This is a genomic window from Rothia nasimurium (assembly GCF_004569295.1).
GTDB lineage: Bacteria > Actinomycetota > Actinomycetes > Actinomycetales > Micrococcaceae > Rothia > Rothia nasimurium_B.
In genome coordinates this window covers 1-16,981 of record NZ_SPQC01000051.1, presented here as the reverse complement: position 1 = coordinate 16,981, position 16,981 = coordinate 1, and the positions used below count along the sequence as shown (strand labels likewise).

The following is a 16,981-nucleotide window of genomic DNA, read 5'->3' as shown; positions in this document are numbered from 1 at the left end:
GTCAGGCGGTTGATGACTATATCTATTGGTATAACAACGGTAGGCTTCAGGAGCGATTAAAGGGCCTGGCTCCGATGGGGTATCGGAGCCAGGCTTTGGCAGCCCTGACGGTCTAGGATTAAACCAGTCCAACTTTCGGGGGCTAGTTCAAGCGACGGGTGGGGGCCGAGAAAAAACTCAGGGCACGGGAGGTAGCGGGTTCTGCCATAGCCCCCATTATCCCCTTAAAACAAACGAGCCGAGCACACCGAGCAACCTGGAAGGTAGCCCGACGCACCCGGCCATTAGCGCACGGAGGCCCGCCGCTTGGCTAGGGGGTAGCCCCCACCGCGCCCACCGAAAGCTGGGCAACAGAGGTATTAGAGCAGGCTTCCGCCGCAAAGTTCAGCACCAGGGCCTGGGAAGCCCCAGGAGCCTGCACCGAGTAACCCGTAGCAGAAACACTCTGGCAGGCATCCCCGTAGAGCTGGGCCCGGGTCTCACGCAGGGTAGCGGTCAGAGAATTACCGGGAGCAATCACGCCACCCGAAGACGACCACTCGGTAGCATTCGCAGCTGCCGCCCCCACCTGCTGGCCGGCCGCATTAACGTAGTGCACAGCGGGGTAGCCGCTCATGGTGCAGTTGGCATCCCCGGTATTGGTAAAAGTCAGGGTGATATAGCGCGAACCCGCTGCGCCACCGCCCGGAGCCACCGCGGCCTCAATATAGAGCTGGTCGTAATCACAAACGGCAACACCAGCTGCCGAGCTGGCGAACTGGCTACCGCTCGCGGCAGGGTTCTGGGTGCTCGCGGTGGGCTCTATGGTGATAACGGTGCCGGTGGGCACCGGTTCCGGGTCAGCGGAGGTACTGGGGGCCGGGGTGACCTCTTGTACGGTGGGCTGCCGGGTGGTTGCCACTGCAGAAGGCGCGGCGCTGGTAGCCGAGCCGGTGGGCGAGGGGGACGCCGACGCGGACGAGGTCGTAGCAGCTGGGCTGCTCACGGTGCTTTCTGCGGTGGTGGTGCCGGTAGTGGCGCTACCGCAGGCGGTGAGTACCGTGAGCAGGCCAAGTGCTGCGAGGGGGAGAAGGGGGATACGTGCTTTCATGCAGCCTACATTCCGGGCTGTAGGGTGACGCTTGCCCCGTCCATTCCCTCGGTGTATTCGGTCTGGCAGCTCAGGCGGGAGCACTCGTTGGCGATGTCGTCAATCATGTCGAGCAGGTCTTCCTCTGCTTCTTCGCGGGGCAGGGTCGCTTCGATGTGCTCGGGGTCGATGAAGGCGTGGCAGGTGGCGCAGGAGGCGTTACCACCGCAGGTTGCCAGCACGGGGAAGCCTGCTGCGAGGACGGCCTCAAGCATGGTCTGGTGGGGTTCCCAGGTGACGTCCTTGGTGGTGCCATTTTCGTCAGTGACCGTGATGTTTACGCTCAATGTGTTCTCCGTGTGCTGGGCAGCTGTGAGGCTGCGGGGCTAGGGTCTGTCCCTATTTTATGGGGGCAGGTGCGCCTATCCCCGCTTTTTGTGGTTAAAACTACGGTGGGTGGACGTCTGCCGCCAGCTTGGTAACGGGGTGTTACGCTGGGAGGCAGCTGGGGGAGGACAAGAAAAAACCGGCCTCCCGAAGGAGGCCGGTTTTTATCAGTGGTGCGCCCGAAGGGATTCGAACCCCCAACCTTCTGTTCTGTACCCAGCCACCCCGCTACGGCTAGTCGCGTAGCCATGCGCCACCTACGGGCACTACCAAACCCTGTAGAATCAGTTTCTTATGAAACAAATAACATAAACTGGCAAGATTCCATCTCCTCATTCCTCACCCACCTACGCGCCGGCGGCTCACCAGAAACCACCATCTACACCCGCCGTCATCACCTAGAACACGCAGCCAAACGCCTACCCACCACACCCTTTGCCGTAACTGCAAGTGAACTCACAGAATACTTCGCCGCCCAGGACTGGAAACCAGAAACCCGACGAGGACGCCGGGCCACATTCCGAAAATTCTACACATGGGCTATCCAACAAGGTCATACGCATATCAACCCAGCCGAAGCCCTGCCCTCTATCAAGCCAGCACAGCCGAAGCCAAAGCCTGCCCCTGATAGCGTCCTAGCCGAAGCTCTGCTAAAAGCCAGACCCCGCGAACGACTAATGATTAGACTCGCTGGTGAGCTGGGGCTACGCCGGGCAGAAGTAGCCGTATTGCACACATCTGATATAATTAAAACGCCCCACGGTCTAAGCCTAGTGGTGCATGGAAAAGGTGCAAAAGACCGCACAATACCCCTACCAGATGGGCTAGTGGCAATACTCAGAGCCTACCCACCGGGCTACATCTTCCCCGGTGACGACAACGGCCACCTCTCACCCCGCTACGTGGGCAAGCTCATAACCCGCCTTATGCCTGACGGCTGGACAATGCATACCCTGCGCCACCGTTTCGCCACCCGCGCCTATGCCCTCGATAAAGACCTGCTGACCGTCCAAGCCCTGCTGGGCCATGCCAGCCCAACCACTACACGCCTATACGTGCAACTGCCTGATGACTCTCTGAGGTCTACAGTCCAGCGGCTAGCAGGGTAAACCTTTAATCGAACCTTAAACCTAAAACACCCTCAACCCTTAATTAAGAGTTGAGGGTGTTTGGCCATATCAAACAAGGAGAGAAGGGCGGGGGAGCTACCCCCACCCTCTTTATCTCTAGTCCTTATCCTCAAGTAGCTTCAGTAGCTTCTCGACGATGCCTAGAAGGCTCTCGACAATCGCAACCAAAGCGGCTAAGATTAGAACTAGATTTAGAAGTGTAGCGAGCACTTCTAAACCTCCTTATTTTTTTATGGACGTGCCGGGCGGGCTTGCCTGGCACGTCTTTTTATCTTAACACGGTTTCAGCCCGTACTAACAGCCTTTCCTACCCTGTAAAAACCCGCAACACAGGGTCAAGCACAGCCAAAACCAAGGCCCCAACCGCTGTGCGGGTCAGCCACTTCTGCGCGTCCTGCAAAGCCTCTACGTCTTTCTCTAGAGCCTGGATTTCGGCCCGGTGAATTGCCTGAGATTCCATGCGGTCTAGCTTTTTCTCGACCCTTACCAGGATGGCTGAGATTTGTCGGGTGTCATACTCACTCATTTTCACCCCCGCCTGCCGGTGGGGGAGTGGTGTTCACCCAAGCCATACCCGGAACGAGCACAGCGCCTAAAGCGGCTACCCACAAGGGCGCGTGCTCTTCAGCTAGTACCCCATAGGCAATAAGCAGGGGTAGAGCGGCCACGGCTACCCCGTAGATGTAGCGGCGGACGGTAGGGGAGGGGGCTTTTAGCTTCATAGTGCCCCCTCGATAGCGGTAGCTGATTCGCGAATCTCTGCCAGTTCGGCGCGGATAGTAGCCACACGGTCTACAGTGGCAGGCGCGGGAGCGTGAGCCTCTCCGCTAGTGCCCTGAAGCAAGTTCACGCGGTTCACGATTTCATCGCGCATATTGGCGTATCGGCCAGGGCAGGCGGTAGCTGACCATTCACGATGAAGCCAGACCTCTTGAGGGCCGTACATGTCTTCGAGCCATTCAATCAGGGCCACGACTTCGTTAATGTCGCCCTCGCTCATTTCAGGGCGACATTCGATACCAATACTGGTTGCATTGCCCTCGGCGCTACCTGAGTGCCACGCGGCGTCAACGGTGGACACAAGGCAAGCAACGCGCCCAGCTTCAACGACGAAATGCGCGGAGCTGGTGCCGCCCTTACGACACAGGTAGTCAGCTACACCGTTGAAACTTTGCCCGTCACTGCCCCAGTGGTGGATAGTGATTCGGGAAGTGGTGCGGGGGCGGCCAAAGACCGCGGGCACCTGTGCGGCGGGGGTGTAGTTTGGGGAGTTCCAGGTGGTTTCATCAATAACGGTGCCGGTCTTGAGAGTAGTCATTAGGGTGTTTTCCTTCTTAGTTGATGGTGAATAGCTTCTTTGCGTCTGCCACAGCGTCAGCAATTTCAGACGGCGAAAGTACGCGCCGCCAAATCTTCAAAAGTCCATACTGTTCGGTGACAGTGCTGGAATAGACGTTCGTTCCCAGACGAATAGTGCTAGCGGTGCCAGGTTGCAGGGTCAGAGTCCCCACAGATGCCCCGTTCACCCATGCCCGCACTTCACCGGCTTTCAGGGTGAGCACATAGACGGCTAGACCCGTAGGTGGGGACTGGGTGAAAGAAGCGAACGACGAGCCGGAAACGGTTATACGCCCATTTCCACCGCCACCGATAACCCACCCAGGTACAGTGACCTGTGCGCTCTTATTGGCGACAATCTGGGCCACAAAAAGCACCGTCTGCTCAGGGGCCGGGCTACCCGCGCCAGTCAAAGCGTCAGACCCCTGATTGATAGTGACCAGCGGGGAAGTCTCAGAGTCTGTAAAGCTGTTCCCGGCGCCATTAGTCTTGATAGAGCCGCCGCCTACCATATCCACCAGCTCTTTCACCGGGTTAGAGAGGCCCCGGCGTGTATGGGCTAGGAATACATGTGCGGCGTCCGGCGCGCCCACAGCGGGGGGAGTCCAGACCGCTGAAGCGTCCAGAATCGGGGAGCCGGTCGGAATACCTTTAGCAAGTTCCATAATTTTTAGTCCAATCGTGTGTAATGCCACTTGGTCATTGTGACCACTTCAACCGTCCCGGCGTCCCGTAGCTGGGCCAGCCGGTCAAGCCAGGCCGTGAGATTTTCGCGGGTCATGCGCCCGCCCAGTGAAGCGCCGTCCATGTAGCAGGCGTGAATACCAAAGATGACGCCGCGTTTTAGCTCTATGGCTTTATCGAGCCAGAGATACGCGCTACCGCCGGGGGCTATCGCGTTGTTGTTCGGCGCGTCTAGCCAGGTGCGCCCGGCGTTCATACGCGGGGAGCCGTCCAGCGGGTGACAAGGCGTGTTAGTTCCAGGGTCAGAAAAAACGCCGGTAGCCCAAGCGTGGGTGTAATTCACCAGCTGGTCATAAGCGGTGCCCACTAGCTTCAGCTCTAGCCCCTCGCGGGCTATCAGCGGGGTGCTCTTGAAATTCACGCCCTCGGGGAAGTCGCACCCGGGCGGGACGAAGCCTAAAATATCCTGACCGGTTTCGGCTCGGAGTCGGTCGCGAGAGCCTACAATCTCAGCCTGTAGGGCGCTGATAGAGGTGACGTCACGGTGTGAAGCGCCGTGGTTGCAGATTTCCACGCCGTCACGGTCTGCCAGGGTCTTGACGTCTGCCCAGGTTTTGCCGGTGCTAAAGCTCTGGTAGCTGTAGCCGCTATCGAAGGTATCGCCGTTCAAGGCCCAAGACCAGGGAAGATTACGAGCTTTTAAGAGCGGGGCTAGATGGTCGATAGTATCGCGCGGGTAGTCATCTGCTACCAGGGCCACCACGGCTTTAGCTGTGGTGCGCCGGGGCGCGGCAGTAATACGCCGGGCACGGTCACGCAAAAGCTCACGCTGGGCCACATCTGGCAAGGCTTGCACCTGACTATCCACGTAATCAGCAGATACGCCGCCGCCTACCGTGCGGGAGCGGTAGTTACTGCCTACCTCGTATGTCCCGGCGGTAGGGGCGTTCAGCTCCACCAAAAGCCGGGTATCTGTGCCCGTGGGGACGCCGATTTTTTCAAGCTCTACTAACAAAGACTCACCGGCAAGCACCGGGTAGGAGCGGTAGTTACTGCCCAGCTGGTAGCTACCAGCTGACCCAGCGTTGATATCCACCAGGGTGTGCCCGTCCAAACCAGCAGATACCTCGGCAATAGCCGCTAAAGCTGATTCCTCACGCCGATATGACTCATTAGCATTATGCGTAATAATGTCAGCGCCGTTTCTAATGTAATCACTGCGTAAAGGTTTGCGATAATTATCACTCATACTTCATTCCACTTCTCGCTATAATCTGACCATCGCAATTCACCGGCAGATTCCCAGGTCTGCGGCTTCGGGTTATACCTATCCATGGCCTCACCTACAACCGCCTCAGCAGGATAAAGCGATAACTCTAACTCCCATGTATCATGAGTAATAGTTTCCTTAATTTGCTGGGCAAAATAAACACCTCGTGCGTATTCCTGCCAGTCAAAACTAAAAAATACCGGGTCACCCGCCTGTAGCGCTAGTAAATAGCCTGCTTGGTGGCGGTGGTGTTCACTGTCAGAGGTTAAAAGATATAGAATATCTACCCGTATTGATTCAGGACGTGAAAATACTTTGATACTCTGGTTTCGTATGGCGTTAGCGTACTGCCATAGCTGTTCAGTATCACGGCGCACATAAGACCAGTCCACTTCTTGAATATCAAGAAATGTTTTATCATTATTACCTTTCATATATATTGTTCCGCGTGAACCGTCTGGCATGGTCGTGGCGAAAACGTATTGGGTATACCACTCATCAAGCGACTGTGTGTGTTTGGCAGGGCTAATAGCAGCTGACCGTGTTAGGTGCGGGGCAGTCTTGGACCGTCTTACGACATCATCTTTTCGGTACTGGATACTCCTGACCTGAACCTCATGAGAACTTGTATCCTCACGAATCTGTAAGCCCATTGAGTCGGCATAGAGTTTAGCTAACTCGCTAAAACGACGTTTCTCAGGAACTTTAACAATTGAATCAAAAACGCCGTAAGGAACCGGTGTGTACATCTCAGCAAGATTAGGAAACTTGAGACTGTTGATAATAGCTAGACCTGTTTTCCAGCCAACAGATATGAAAGGGTCATAGTTTGCTTTTTTCAAGGTTGCAAGCCAGCCAGACGATGATATAACGGTAGTCCTAAAACTGTTAGAGACATCATTAGTTTTAACAATCCCGGTGCGCCCCCAGAATCGTTCACCAATCTGAGTGGCGGTCACGTTACCTGCAATAGAGGCAACAAGACTAGCACCATAGCTTGTAAGATTTATGCGAGAACGTGCGCCAATAATATTTTGAACATCGGCATGAATTTCAACCTCGGCTGTATTAACCGCAGTTCCACCGGTGGGAGTATCATCACCCTTGGTGATATTGATAGAGAAAATATTATCGTCTGAGTAAGTGCCTGTTGAGCTGTTCCAGTATTGAAAGAGTGGTTGTTTAGCTCCAAGTGCTTTATGTAGATATGATGTTCCCATTTAGTTACCCTGTAGAATACGGTCGTTTTCGAACGCCTGCTTAATCCTTTGAACGATGGCGCGTTCGTCTCCAATGACGCCGTTCATGTTGAACGTAACTTCGTAGGTCTTATGGATAATTTTTGTTGCCGCGGCGGTGCGGGGTAGGGTCACAGGCGCCATTGCTTCAGTGGCGGCGGTCAGCGCGAACGGCGGCTCTAGGGCCACGCCGCGCGCTGGGGCGTAGAACACCCCGTCATGGCCTAGTTCGTACCCGTAGGCTTCGGTTCCGCCTCCCATGAGCTTTTTAGCCCAATCGGGCATAGACGGCATTTTGAACCCGTCAAAGAGACCTGTCACCTTGTCTTTGATACCTTTAGCCCAGTTGCCGATTTTTTCGAAGATAGCGCGTACCTTATCCCCGAACTCCTCAAACTTTCCTTTGATAACGTCTACCCCTGCGGTAAAAGCCTCCTTGATGAAGTCGGCTTTTTCGCGGGCACCGTCTACCAGGGCGGTGTATTTGGAAACTATCCAAGCAACGCCTGCGTTCCAGGTGTCCTTGACCCACTGAATAGCAGCATTCCAGGTATCGCCTATCCACTGGCTTGCGGTATTCCAGGCGGCTTTAATCCAGGTGAGGGCGGCGTCTACTCCATCTCTGAACCATTCGACGTTTTCGTAGGCCCAGATAAAGGCGGCAACCAGGGCGGCGATAGCGATAACGATAAGGCCGATAGGGTTAGCGTTCAGGGCGGCGTTTAGTGCCCACTGCGCGGCAGTCCAAGTAGCGGTAGCGGCTCTAATAGCGAACTGTGCGGCATTATAAGCCCAGGTGGAAGCAGTTGCTAAAGCCATACGCGCGCCAACGGCGACTAATGACGCGGAATAAGAAGCGGCAGCAGTGACATTAGCCCATACTTGGGCGGCCTTGACGCCTAGAGCACCGGCAAAAGCGCCTGTAGCACCTGCACCGGCGGCGCTAGCGGCTGTAGCGGCGGACAGCCCCGCACTATAAGCACTGAAGGCAACCGTGACGCCTTGCACGACTGCCTGAATAGCCATAGCAGCTCTAAACGCCATAATCGCGCCTTTAGCAGCGAACACCACAGCAGAAAAAGCACCAATACCCACGGCCAACGCGGCTACCTTATCCTGATTTTCCTGTGCCCAGCGAGCAAACCCAGCCAACTTGTTAGCGCCCTCGGTCATCACGGGCAAGAGCAAAGACCCCAGGGACGCGGCGGCGTTTTGAAATTCTGCTGTTGCCCGTTGCTGGGCGCCTGCTGCGGTATCGGCTTCACGGGCGAAGTTGCCCTGATACGCCCCTGCTTGCTCCATAATCTCATTGACCGTGGCCTGCTTCTTCGCCGCCTCAAAGGCCGCGCCCTCAAGCTCACTGGTGCCCTCAGCAGCCATACGCGCTTCAACAGCCGCGGCCGACATGAAAACACCAAAACGCTCAAGGCTATCGAACTCCCCACGGAGAGCCGCGCCCATAGCTTCGGAAGCCTCGGCTGCGTCCCCACCGAACACAGAGGACAAATCAGCACCAGCATTGATAAGGTCATTGGTCTTAGCCGCTAGCTCGTCTTGAGAATACCCGGCTTTCGAGAGCGAGCCACCAATAGAGGCCGCTAGGGACTCATAGGAGCTAGAGGACATGCCCACAGCCTGCGCCGCCTCGGCAGCGAACCCGTGGACAGTATCAGCAGCTTCCTTGAATACCGTGTCAACTGCGCCGAAGTTTTGTTCAGCTTCAGCGGCGGCTTGACCCGCGTAGGTGCCAAAACCAAGGAGGGCAGCCCCGGCGACAGACGCCGCCGGTGTCATTTTGTCTACCGTCGATTCAACCCCCTGAACCGCGCGTTCTAGCTTGGATAGCTCGCCTGAGGCCTGTTTCGCGTCCGCTACTACACGTAGGGAGAATACGGCGGACTTACCGGCCATGGTTTGCCTTCTCTCTAGCTTTTTCCAGCTGGTTGATGTACTCGGTCATAATAGGGGCAGGGGCGTCTAAAAAGACGGTGTAAGGGATTCCTGTAGCGATAGATAGGGTCACACAGGCTTTTACTATGCCGCTAAAGGGGCTGCGTCATCGGCCTGTTCTCGTAGTACGTCAGCAGAGAGCAAGTGTTCTTCAATCCAGGTATCAAAACGATGTTCTTTACCAATCTGTCCGGTGCGCTTCAAGGCGTTAAAAGCAAGGACATAGCACCAGAGCAAGGGGGCTTCAGTGTGCGACGGGAAGTTAGGGGTGTTTCGGCGAATCATATCGTAAGCGAACTGGTCAGCTGCGATAGTCTGAATACGCTCGATAGTGACTTCCTGACCTTCATCGTTGGTGAAGATGATAGAGAGGGCAGGGGTGGAGAACTTAGCCATAATTAGCCAATCCTTTCAATGATTTCAGTGATTTCTTTGTAGTACTGGTTGAGCCACTGAGGTTCTGTATCTTCTGCTGCGATAATGACCCAGGGGCGAACCTTTGTGATGTTTCGCTTGCGGTCGCCGAAGTGGACGACACCGGCATAGGGCTTAGACTTATTGCCCACACGGACGATTCCGGCCCGCTGGGTAGCGCCGGGGCGGATAGTGACCCTGATATGGCCGCCTTTATCATCACCAACCGGCGCTATCTGTTTGGCGCGGGCGGCTACGATAGCCGCCGCCCGCTTATTGATAGCTGATAGCTCTTTCAGGTCAATTCCGGCTTGACGGATAGCCCGCCGTAAAAGCACGCCGTTCTCAACCTCAATAAAGAGCGAGCCGCGCTTACTAGCCACCGGCTGCCGCCGTGCGCTTCTTGGTCGGCTCACCGACGAGCTCAAAGGAAAAATCAACTTCCTGATTGTCCACGTCTACGTCCCCGCCAATATCTGATGATTCGATAGTGACGGTGCCGGTGAAAGTGACCTCGCGGGCAGTAGCGGGGGTAAAAGTAAAAGGCATGTCCTTACCTCGGTTTTCAAAGAGGAAGTCGGAAGTGCTGTCAGCAGTGCCTAGGTCGAAGATGAATTTTCCTTCAAGCGTCCAGGACTCAGAACGCGCCCCACCCTTCTTCAGACCTGACAGGACAGTGAGACCCTTGTCTTTATCAACCTTCGGTACAAGTTTCACGCTCGTGACCTGATTGCTCATAGTGTGCAGGCTACTAGCGGAGCCCAGGGTCAGGACGCCGGGGCCTAGAATGGTGGTGCCGATAGCGTTAGAACTCATTAGATGTCTTCTTTCACAGTGATTGTTATTTCGGTTTTGAGGGCTGGTAGCCCGTCCGCCCCGGACACGTTAGCTAGGGTGGCTGATATAGGTTCAAAACGGGTTGCCCCGTATTCCTCGGCTAGAAGTTTAGCCAGGGGGTACAGGTCATCTAGTGGCTGATTGTCCATACCTGAATCACGCGCCACGATGTAGGCCTCAAAACGGGCGGTATAGGCTTGTTTGCTCAGCCGGTTGTAATCAAACTCTGCTGGGACAATAAGCACCGCTGGGAAGTTATGCAGCTTGCGGGCATGAGAGGCAGCCACAACGCCTTTAGCAGTCAAATCATCGAGTAACCATTGTTGTGCTTCAACGAATGAACCCATTAGCGTGCCCTCGGTTTCCTGAACGACTCCATATGTAAGAGGCGGGCAATATCAGAGTCATACCGGGAGATATAGGTGTGGCTCATCTCTGCAAAAGACTCAATGCCGTTAGGGGAATTGCGGCGTTTATACAAGCGTGCCGCTAACATGGTTGCCCCTAGAATCGTGGTCTTGTCCCAGGCCCCGCCCTCGGTACGTTCGATAGAGGGCAGGGCGTCCACGTAGACATTCACGGCAGCGACCACCATTTCCATGTGCTTATCAGCAAAAGGCGCGTCTACCCAGTCAGCTACATTTTTAGCTTCAATCATGCCTAGCCTGCTGCGGGAGTGACTGTTGCCTTGATAATGGCGCGGGGGTCATGCACAATCTCGGCTGCATACCCGTGGACGGAAATATCAATACCACCGCGGGGAATATCAAGAGCCTGTAGACGAATAGGGGAGGAACCGTGTTCATAGTAGGTTGCGGCGCGTGAGTCCCAAGCCATGACCTGATGTGCTTCTAGCTGGTCAGAGTATTCGACGGAGACACCGGCGGCTACCCCGGTTGAATCTGAAAGACTGACCGACCCCTGTGCTTTGAGCCACCAGGGCACTTGTTCATCGGAGAGTTCTAGGAACTGGTCGTAGAGAGCTTCACCCATCTTAATTTTTGAGACATGCGCGCCCAGCTTCTTCATGTACCGGGGGATAGTCTTCATGGCTCCTAGGGCAGAGGTGATGTTATCTAGCTCGGTAGCCTGTTCGATAATGCGCCCGCTGAACCATTCTTCAGTCTTGCGGCGGTAGTCATCTGCCGCTAGCTGGAAAATCTGGGCGATAGCGTCAGCGTTACCTAGGTCAATGTACTTGCGGGCCACGTCCCAACCGGCTGCGAAGTCCTGTGCTTCGCCCTCGACCATCTCGGTGCTGAGGGTGTTTGAGGGAATGGCGGTCTTATCTGAGTTGTATTTGCCTACCTCAGGGGTTTTGACCCAGCGCCAGCCGTAGGCTTTCAGACCTGTGAGCTTACCCGGTGAGCCGAAGCCCTCGATGAAGGGGCGTTCTACGACGGAGGCTTTCCAGAGTTCACCAATCCAGAACTTCTTGAAAAATGCCTCGCCTTTATCGTTGGCAGGGACGACATCGGAGAGCGCGGCCATAACTGCGCCGATGTTTTCCCCGTCCTTGACGGCGGTTAGCAGGCGGTCAGCAGCTGCGGTTACGGTTAGCGGCGGGGTAGCAGCAGGTACGGGGGCAAGGTTCGCTGCGTTAATGGCAGCAGTCAAGGCAGAGGGTTCACCCTCAGCAGGCACAGGCGGGGTAGCTGGGGTAGGAACCGGCTCCTTTTCTTTCTCGGTGGTCTCGGGTGCGGGGTTCTGGTTTTCGGTCATGGTGTCACTTTCTGCGCCTAGGGACGCGGTTACAGATTCAACGAGAGTGTCCTCAAAAGCGGGAACGGAAACTAGAGATACTTCGTACAGGGCGGCGTTGATAATGCGCCGTGTACCCGGTTCAGGCGGTGAGGGGTCAAGGCGGTGAACCATAGCTCCCACTGAAAGGCCGTCGCGTATTTTGGCTTTAGCCTCAGCTAGGGCCATGTCCCCGGCATCAGTTTCAGCAACCACGAACGTTGCCTTGATACCGTGGGCGTCTTGCTCGTAGCTCTCCATATAGCCCACCGGCGCGTTCTTATCGTGATTGATAAGTAGCTTGACCTTGCTCAGCGGCTCAGGAATGGTAATGGAACCGGGGGCGAAGGACATGCGCCCCATGTTGGGGGATCCGGGGGTATCGAATACGGCGATACGGCCACTAATGCGCCGGTTGTTCAGGGTTGCCGCGGCGGTCAGTTCCGCTAGCGGCGGGGCTGTCTCTAGGGTCTTCTCCATGCTCTTCCTTACTTTCTAGGGGGATACCTTGAATAATCTTTCGTGCGTCATCGGGGCTATAAATACCGGCGTCAATAGCTACCTTGAGCGCTTCAACCTTTTCCCTAAAGGGCGGGTCAAGGTAGTCGGAGGTTTCAAACTTGACCCAGACCCCACGGGCGGCCACATCGTCCATACTCAACCGGTCAGCAATAGCCGCCATATAGGGCATTAGACCGAAATCAATGAGTTCACGGCCTCGGCTAGCTGAATTGCTGTAATTCATAGAGAACCCGGCCACGTTCGCGTCAACGGCCCAGGCGGGAACGCCCATAGCGCGGGCGATACCTAGAGCGGCTTGATTCTGGGCGTCAATCAAAAGTTGTTCGGCAGCTTGCCCATGCGTCCTAGCCTCAACGACTGGGTTCGTGAAAGCTACCCCGCCACCTTTAGCGGTACGGGCAAGACGCCAGCCCTCAAGTAGCTGGTCTACCTGGTCATCGGTTAGCTCGTCCCCGCTGACTTGATGTAGTTCAATGGAGGGAACCGGGTTAGCCGCTGCGTTTTCTGCGGCGCGTTCAGTATCCAGGGCTTTGCGGAGAATGCGACGGCCAAAGTTCAAGAGACCCTCATGCGGAGCGTCGAATCTGATGTAGGCTTCTGGGCTGACAGGGTGCCCCCAGGCTGCGGTCAGTACGCCGGTCTCTGATACTTCAGCTTCGGCTTCAGGAACCCAGGCAAAGCGGCGTGGGTAGCCGGTGGCGTACCGGTCTGTAATGACCCAGAAGGCGCGCCCGTAAAAGATGAGGTGGTCTACTGTCCAGGTGATAGTGAGAGAGCGGGGGCGAGCAGCTTCAATTTGGGTGGCCCACCCCGGTGCTTGCTCGTAGGTTTCACGCCCTGACATGACCACCAGGGGGAAGCGCCCAATGGTGGAGGCGATAAGGTGCCTAGCTTTTGAGACAGCCGCTAGATTCATAGCGGTTGCACGGTTAATAGGGGCGTCTTCGCCCGGAAGGTCGTGCAGGTGGGTAATGACGGCTTCTTTGAGAGTGGAAGAATCAGCCCAGGGGCTTGCGTAGCTGAAAACCTCGGTGGGCATAGGTGCACCCAGGGCAGCGTCTGCTAGCCTGTTTCCTTTGCCAAAGATTCCAAAAAGTGCCATATATCGAGTTAAACCCGGCACCGTTAATCCTGAAAACGGCGAGCCTTAAATTCTGCTAGTCGTAGCGACCTGTGGGCGATGTCCTGTGCGGGGTGTACCTGTGCCTCATGTTTGGCCGCTATTTGCCATGCCATTAGGCGGTTCGTGGTAACGGCACGCCAGGAGCAGGCCGGATTAAGGCAGACTGTGACGACTGAAAACTGTGTGTAATCAAGATTGAAACCCTCAAATTTTTTGGCCTCAAACATAGCTCAAAACCTTAGCTTCGGGACGGTGGCAGTGGACTTGGTTTGTTCTAGGAGCTTGATAGCTACCACGGCGGCTTTTAGCTCTGCGATAGGCCCGGCGGACTTTGCGGCGCTAAAAGCCCAGCCCTCGCCTAGGGGGCGGGTGACGGCGTTCATGATTGCGGTGCGTAGGGCCGGTGAGCCGTTATGCTGAAGTCCCTTGGTGATGATTAGGTTTTTGAAGCTGATACAGGCGCTTGAATAGTCGCGGGGTGTTAGCTCTGTGGGGCGGGTGGCGAATCCCTCGTTTTTTAGGGTGTCGGTCAGGGCGCGGGTGTCACCTACCCCGTCGGCTCCCAGGGCGCGGGGACGTTTAGGCTTGACTTCTTCACGGAGATATGCAGGCAGCCAGGTGGAGCCGGGCGCTGTGCGTAGCGGGCGCAGCTGGATAGTCCCGTTACTGTCGTACCATGCAGCTACCACGGCTGAAGAGTCCCCGCCGTGGGCCACATCGTAGCCCACACAGATTTGCCCCCAGGGAACGGGCTTCTGGTCGGTGTTGGCCAGGGCGTCCCAATCTTCGATAGGGACGAAGGTTTCGTCAGCGGCAACCAGGCGATTCATGTAGGCGCGTTCAAATTCGCCGGGGGATAGTGCGGCTACAGCCTCGGCTATATCGTCTTTGGTAATCGTATGGCCGAGCGCGGGGTGAATATCCCAGTTGGCAGGGTCGAAGGCGTCCAGCCCGTCAGGTAGCCCAAAATCAATAATGGCGATGTTGGTGTCAGGGTCTTGTAGGCTGTCAATCCCTTTTTGGTGCCATTCATTCATAAATTCACTGTGGGCGTTGCCCATCGTGGAGACGAGCCAGATTTGAGAGTCGGGCAAGGTGTTCTGTGCGGGTACGATAGCGCCTAGCAGGTCAGCGCCTTCTTGCTCAGTCCATACAAAGATTTCATCTAGGAACACATCGTGTGGGGTGTAGCCATGAAGCGATTCACCGGAGGGGGTGAAGGGGCTAATGACTGACCCGTTGATGAAGGTAAGTGCCTGTGACCCGGCGGCCATTCTGATTTTGGCGTACCGCTTCAAGGGCGATTTGTCTACGCGCTTTATGAGGTCTTTCCAGCGTTCGGCGGCGTCCTTGCCCGTCTGGGCGGTATAGAAAGCCACCCGGTTACTCTGCCTCAATGCCCGTTCAGTCAGCACACAGCGCATAGCCGTGGTCTTGCCTGCCTGTCGTGGCACGGTCAGATAGATGTACTTATAGCGATACCGGGCCGGGTCTTGCGGGTGACGTTCAGAGGCAATACGGGCGACCCATTTTTGCCAGGGCATAAGCGGTGTTTGCAGTAGCTTTGAGGTGGCCACGGTTGCGGGCAGGTCATGCACCGCGCCAGGGGTCGGTAGGGTAGTGTGTCGCGGAACCGCCGCGCCTAGCTGTTCGTAAAGGGCGCGGTCTTCAGAGGCTAGGGTCTCTAGCACGACTAGGCTACCCCGGCTTTTGCCAGCATGGCCTTAAATTCTTCTTCTACGGTCATATCTGCGCCGGGCAGGGTCGCTAGAATCTCTCGAAGCTCGCGGCTAGCCATTGCTACGGCGGACGCGCTACCTTTGTCGGCTGATAGGCCACAGACTCGGGCTAGGTCAATAATCATTTGAACGGTCAGAACGTGAGAATCATTGAGCTTGCCGTCTTCTGCAAGCTGGTGCACGAGCTTTTCAGCGGCGCGTTCTAGGGCTGGCTTGCCCACAGAACCGAAGACGGGAAGGGGCAGGAAGGGATTAGCGGGAGTATTGGCGTTTTTCATTGTTTTGCCTTGTTGTTGGGTGTTTTTCTGAAAATTTTTTTGGATTGGGGAAGGAAGAAAATGGGGCGCGCGGTGTCCGCGGGGTGTCTAGATAAAAAAATTGGTTGAATCTTCTGGCTTCACCACTGGCAGTGGACGCGCGCCGCGTGCTGAGTTGCAAGCGTGGTGCGCTGGTCTTAGGTTGCTGATTGCGTCCGTTCCACCTTGTGACCGTGGCGTGATGTGGTCAGCAGTCAGCCAGTGCAGACGCTTAGGCTTATCGCAACAGTGTGGTGTCTTGCGGTGGTCTACTATCTCTAGCCCGCATATATGACACACCAGGTTGTCGGCATACAGCACACGGAGCGCGGCCAGGGCTTCCATGGTCTTGCGCCCACCCCACCGTCTACTTGCCACGGCGGGGGGTGCCTATTCTAGCGGTGGGGGGTGCGTATTTGCGTAGCCGGGGGTGTGCCTGTAGGTGGGGGGTGGTCTGAACCGTGAACCGGGTGGTCGCTTCGGTGGCACGGGCTAGACGGCGTAGGTGGTAGTGGAGCATACCGCCGATATGGTCAGCGGTGGCGTAGAGGGCGATAAGTTCTCCTGCTTCTATCCGTTGTCCTTTGCCTTGAAGGCGGCGTAGGGCGTTGAGGGTTTTCTTGTATTCACGGGTGAGCCGGTCAAGCTCGGTAATGGAGTTCTCGGTAATCATGGCGTATTTCTTGGTTCGTGTCTCTGATGGTCTGGTGGTAAGCGCGGGTTGCTAGTAGGAAGGTGTCTAGTACTTCTGCGAAAGCTACATCGGGTAGGTCTGTGTCTCGGTGGGCTTCAGTGAGGCGGTTAGCGGCCCATGCCAGTGTTTCGCGGGCTTTATCGAGCGTAGTAGTAGTCATAATGGCCTACGTTTCCGGGCGGTCGAGGTGGAAGTGAACGGCTTTCGCGTTCTTGAGCGAGGTTATGACGGCGTTCTGCAAGTAAGGCTCTGACAGCAGCTCTACCAGCGTTATCCCCTGTGGGTTCCTCCCGTTCGGGGCTAGGCTGGCTGGCAGTGGCTCGGTGGGCCGGGCAACGATAGAGAGTTTGACCCGGTATGCTGCGTTCTCCAACGATTTCACAGCCCGGTTCAGAGCACTGGAGCCACTTCCAGAATGAGCCGGTGTGTTCTGGGCAGTAGCGGGTGTGGGGTTTGCCGGTTGGTTTGGTGCAGACGAGACATTTTCGTTGGCTGATAATTTGGGATGCAACCAGAGCGGTGGGTACGTATTCGGCAGGTTTATCTTTGG

Annotated in this window: 23 protein-coding genes; 2 read left to right on the top strand and 21 right to left on the bottom strand. The window is 56.1% G+C overall.

What is annotated here, in order from left to right; translation table 11 throughout:
* Window positions 1-116 (top strand): IS3 family transposase (locus E4U03_RS11030; protein ID WP_135011154.1); only part of this gene is annotated, 116 nt, incomplete at its 5' end.
* A gap of 194 nt (window positions 117-310) precedes the next feature.
* Here E4U03_RS11030 and E4U03_RS11025 read toward each other — a convergent pair.
* A complete protein-coding gene (locus tag E4U03_RS11025) occupies window positions 311-1,090 on the bottom strand; it encodes a DUF4232 domain-containing protein (RefSeq protein ID WP_135013786.1) in 780 nt (259 codons plus the stop codon).
* Window positions 1,091-1,095: 5 nt separating this feature from the next.
* Window positions 1,096-1,416 (bottom strand): 2Fe-2S iron-sulfur cluster-binding protein, encoded by a 321-nt coding sequence (locus tag E4U03_RS11020; protein WP_135013785.1) that lies wholly within the window; start codon window positions 1,414-1,416, stop codon window positions 1,096-1,098.
* Between the two features lie 288 nt (window positions 1,417-1,704).
* Here E4U03_RS11020 and E4U03_RS13590 point away from each other — a divergent pair, with 288 nt between their 5' ends.
* Entirely contained in the window at window positions 1,705-2,565 is an 861-nt protein-coding gene (locus tag E4U03_RS13590; RefSeq protein WP_135013784.1) for a tyrosine-type recombinase/integrase, read from the top strand.
* Window positions 2,566-2,893: 328 nt separating this feature from the next.
* On the opposite strand, the gene E4U03_RS11010 is transcribed toward E4U03_RS13590, so the two are convergent.
* The 19 genes from E4U03_RS11010 to E4U03_RS10920 all read right to left on the bottom strand — a co-directional run bounded on the left by E4U03_RS11010 (window position 2,894) and on the right by E4U03_RS10920 (window position 16,591).
* Entirely contained in the window at window positions 2,894-3,112 is a 219-nt protein-coding gene (locus E4U03_RS11010; RefSeq protein ID WP_135013783.1) for a hemolysin XhlA family protein, read from the bottom strand.
* Window positions 3,105-3,308 carry a phage holin gene (locus tag E4U03_RS11005; RefSeq protein WP_135013782.1) on the bottom strand — a complete coding sequence of 68 codons (204 nt, stop codon included), beginning with the start codon at window positions 3,306-3,308 and terminating at the stop codon, window positions 3,105-3,107. The genes E4U03_RS11010 and E4U03_RS11005 overlap by 8 nt, the downstream gene beginning before the upstream one ends.
* The gene (locus tag E4U03_RS11000) at window positions 3,305-3,904 is read right to left on the bottom strand and encodes a peptidoglycan recognition protein family protein (RefSeq protein WP_135013781.1); all 600 of its coding nucleotides are present in this window, start codon (window positions 3,902-3,904) and stop codon (window positions 3,305-3,307) included. Before E4U03_RS11000 ends, E4U03_RS11005 begins: the two co-directional genes overlap by 4 nt.
* A 16-nt stretch (window positions 3,905-3,920) precedes the next feature.
* Entirely contained in the window at window positions 3,921-4,589 is a 669-nt protein-coding gene (locus E4U03_RS10995; RefSeq protein WP_135013780.1) for a hypothetical protein, read from the bottom strand.
* A gap of 5 nt (window positions 4,590-4,594) precedes the next feature.
* Window positions 4,595-5,857 (bottom strand): polysaccharide deacetylase family protein, encoded by a 1,263-nt coding sequence (locus E4U03_RS10990; protein ID WP_135013779.1) that lies wholly within the window; start codon window positions 5,855-5,857, stop codon window positions 4,595-4,597.
* Window positions 5,854-7,098 carry a hypothetical protein gene (locus E4U03_RS10985; protein WP_135013778.1) on the bottom strand — a complete coding sequence of 415 codons (1,245 nt, stop codon included), beginning with the start codon at window positions 7,096-7,098 and terminating at the stop codon, window positions 5,854-5,856. Before E4U03_RS10985 ends, E4U03_RS10990 begins: the two co-directional genes overlap by 4 nt.
* Window positions 7,099-9,027: a hypothetical protein gene (locus tag E4U03_RS10980; protein ID WP_135013777.1), complete on the bottom strand. Its 1,929-nt coding sequence runs from the start codon at window positions 9,025-9,027 to the stop codon at window positions 7,099-7,101. It abuts the gene before it with no gap.
* A gap of 123 nt (window positions 9,028-9,150) precedes the next feature.
* Complete coding sequence (locus E4U03_RS10975; protein WP_135013776.1) at window positions 9,151-9,462, bottom strand: hypothetical protein; 312 nt, start codon at window positions 9,460-9,462, stop codon at window positions 9,151-9,153.
* A 2-nt stretch (window positions 9,463-9,464) separates the two neighbouring features.
* On the bottom strand, window positions 9,465-9,863 hold the full coding sequence (locus tag E4U03_RS10970; protein ID WP_135013775.1) for a hypothetical protein: 399 nt from the start codon (window positions 9,861-9,863) through the stop codon (window positions 9,465-9,467).
* Window positions 9,856-10,296 (bottom strand): hypothetical protein, encoded by a 441-nt coding sequence (locus tag E4U03_RS10965; protein ID WP_135013774.1) that lies wholly within the window; start codon window positions 10,294-10,296, stop codon window positions 9,856-9,858. Before E4U03_RS10965 ends, E4U03_RS10970 begins: the two co-directional genes overlap by 8 nt.
* Window positions 10,296-10,664 (bottom strand): hypothetical protein, encoded by a 369-nt coding sequence (locus tag E4U03_RS10960; protein WP_135013773.1) that lies wholly within the window; start codon window positions 10,662-10,664, stop codon window positions 10,296-10,298. The genes E4U03_RS10965 and E4U03_RS10960 overlap by 1 nt, the downstream gene beginning before the upstream one ends.
* Complete coding sequence (locus E4U03_RS10955; protein WP_135013772.1) at window positions 10,664-10,975, bottom strand: hypothetical protein; 312 nt, start codon at window positions 10,973-10,975, stop codon at window positions 10,664-10,666. The genes E4U03_RS10960 and E4U03_RS10955 overlap by 1 nt, the downstream gene beginning before the upstream one ends.
* 2 nt (window positions 10,976-10,977) lie before the next feature.
* Window positions 10,978-12,537: an HK97 family phage prohead protease gene (locus tag E4U03_RS10950; RefSeq protein WP_135013771.1), complete on the bottom strand. Its 1,560-nt coding sequence runs from the start codon at window positions 12,535-12,537 to the stop codon at window positions 10,978-10,980.
* Window positions 12,461-13,618, bottom strand: coding sequence for a phage portal protein (locus E4U03_RS10945; protein ID WP_167752407.1), 1,158 nt, complete (start codon window positions 13,616-13,618; stop codon window positions 12,461-12,463). Before E4U03_RS10945 ends, E4U03_RS10950 begins: the two co-directional genes overlap by 77 nt.
* Before the next feature lie 314 nt (window positions 13,619-13,932).
* A complete protein-coding gene (locus E4U03_RS10940; protein ID WP_135013769.1) occupies window positions 13,933-15,393 on the bottom strand; it encodes a terminase large subunit domain-containing protein in 1,461 nt (486 codons plus the stop codon).
* Between the two features lie 2 nt (window positions 15,394-15,395).
* Window positions 15,396-15,719, bottom strand: a complete 324-nt coding sequence (locus E4U03_RS10935; RefSeq protein ID WP_135013768.1) for a hypothetical protein — start codon at window positions 15,717-15,719, stop codon at window positions 15,396-15,398.
* 87 nt (window positions 15,720-15,806) lie between these two features.
* Window positions 15,807-16,082, bottom strand: a complete 276-nt coding sequence (locus E4U03_RS13815) for an HNH endonuclease (RefSeq protein WP_135013767.1) — start codon at window positions 16,080-16,082, stop codon at window positions 15,807-15,809.
* A 22-nt stretch (window positions 16,083-16,104) separates the two neighbouring features.
* Window positions 16,105-16,410: a hypothetical protein gene (locus E4U03_RS10925; RefSeq protein WP_135013766.1), complete on the bottom strand. Its 306-nt coding sequence runs from the start codon at window positions 16,408-16,410 to the stop codon at window positions 16,105-16,107.
* A complete protein-coding gene (locus tag E4U03_RS10920) occupies window positions 16,379-16,591 on the bottom strand; it encodes a hypothetical protein (protein WP_135013765.1) in 213 nt (70 codons plus the stop codon). Before E4U03_RS10920 ends, E4U03_RS10925 begins: the two co-directional genes overlap by 32 nt.
* Between the last annotated feature and the right edge of the window lie 390 nt (window positions 16,592-16,981).